This window comes from Pseudomonas arcuscaelestis (genome assembly GCF_016881005.1).
Classification (GTDB): domain Bacteria; phylum Pseudomonadota; class Gammaproteobacteria; order Pseudomonadales; family Pseudomonadaceae; genus Aquipseudomonas; species Aquipseudomonas arcuscaelestis.
Genome location: NZ_JACOPV010000051.1, coordinates 1 through 1,332 on the forward strand (window position 1 = coordinate 1; position 1,332 = coordinate 1,332).

The 1,332-nt window shown below is 61.9% G+C and carries 1 protein-coding gene; it reads left to right on the forward strand.

Going from position 1 to position 1,332, the window contains the following annotated elements; translation table 11 throughout:
• Nucleotides 1-1,332 (forward strand): type VI secretion system tip protein TssI/VgrG (tssI, locus tag H8F21_RS29145; RefSeq protein ID WP_203585829.1); only part of this gene is annotated, 1,332 nt, incomplete at both ends.

Consider the following 1,332-nt stretch of genomic DNA (forward strand, 5'->3'; position numbering starts at 1 on the left):
TGGGCAGGCTGTTCACTTATGAGCTGCAACTGACGTCACTGGACGCCAACATCGACCTCAACCAGCTGCTCGGCAAACCCATGAGCGTGGGCGTGCAACTGGCGGACGGTGGCGAGCGGCACTTCCATGGCATCGTCGCCCGTTGCAGCCAGAACATCGACCAGGGCCAGTTTGCCAGTTACCAGGTGACGCTACGCCCCTGGTTCTGGCTGCTGAGCCGCACCTCCGATTGCCGGATTTTCCAGAACCTGAGCATCCCGCAGATCATCAAGCAGGTGTTCCGCGACCTGGGTTTCTCTGACTTCGAAGACGCCCTGAGCCGGCCGTACCGCGAGTGGGAATACTGCGTGCAGTATCGCGAGACCAGCTTCGATTTCGTCAGCCGCCTGATGGAACAGGAAGGCATCTACTACTTCTTCCGCCACGAACAAGACCGCCATGTGCTGGTGCTGGCCGACGCGTATGGCGCCCACACCACCGTGCCCGGCTACGCGTCGATCCCGTACTACCCCAAGGACGAGCAGCAGCGCGAGCGCGACCACATGCACGACTGGCACCTGGCGCACGAAGTGCAGCCAGGTTCGCTGGAGCTCAACGACTACGACTTCCAGCGCCCCAGCGCCAGCATCAACGTACGCTCGGCCATGCCGCGCCCGCACACTGCCGGCGACTACCCGCTGTACGACTACCCCGGCACCTACGTGCAAAGCGAAGACGGTGAACACTACGCGCGCACCCGCATCGAAGCCCTGCAAACCCAGCATCAACAAGTGGACTTCAGCGGCAATGCCAGGGGCCTGGGCACCGGCCACTTGTTCAGCCTTACCGGCTTAAGCCGCCAGGACCATAACCGCGAATACCTGATCGTCTGCATTAGCTACTACATCACCCAGGAAAGCCTCGAAAGCGGCGGCGGGTCAGGCTCGGCGCAGTTTGAAAGCAGCCTTAACTGCATTGACGCCCAACCAAGCTTCCGCCCGCTGGCCAGCACCCACCGGCCTATCGTCAAAGGCCCGCAGACCGCACTGGTGGTCGGGCCCAAGGGCGAGGAAATCTGGACCGACCAGTATGGCCGGGTAAAGGTGCATTTCTATTGGGACCGCCACGATCAGTCCAACGAAAACAGCTCCTGCTGGATTCGCGTGTCGCAATCCTGGGCCGGCAAAAACTGGGGTTCGATGCAGATCCCGCGCATCGGCCAGGAAGTGATTGTGAGCTTCCTTGAGGGCGACCCGGACCGGCCGATCATTACCGGGCGGGTGTACAACGCCGAACAGACGGTGCCCTACGACCTGCCGGAAAACGCCACCCAGAGCGGGATGAAAAGCCGCT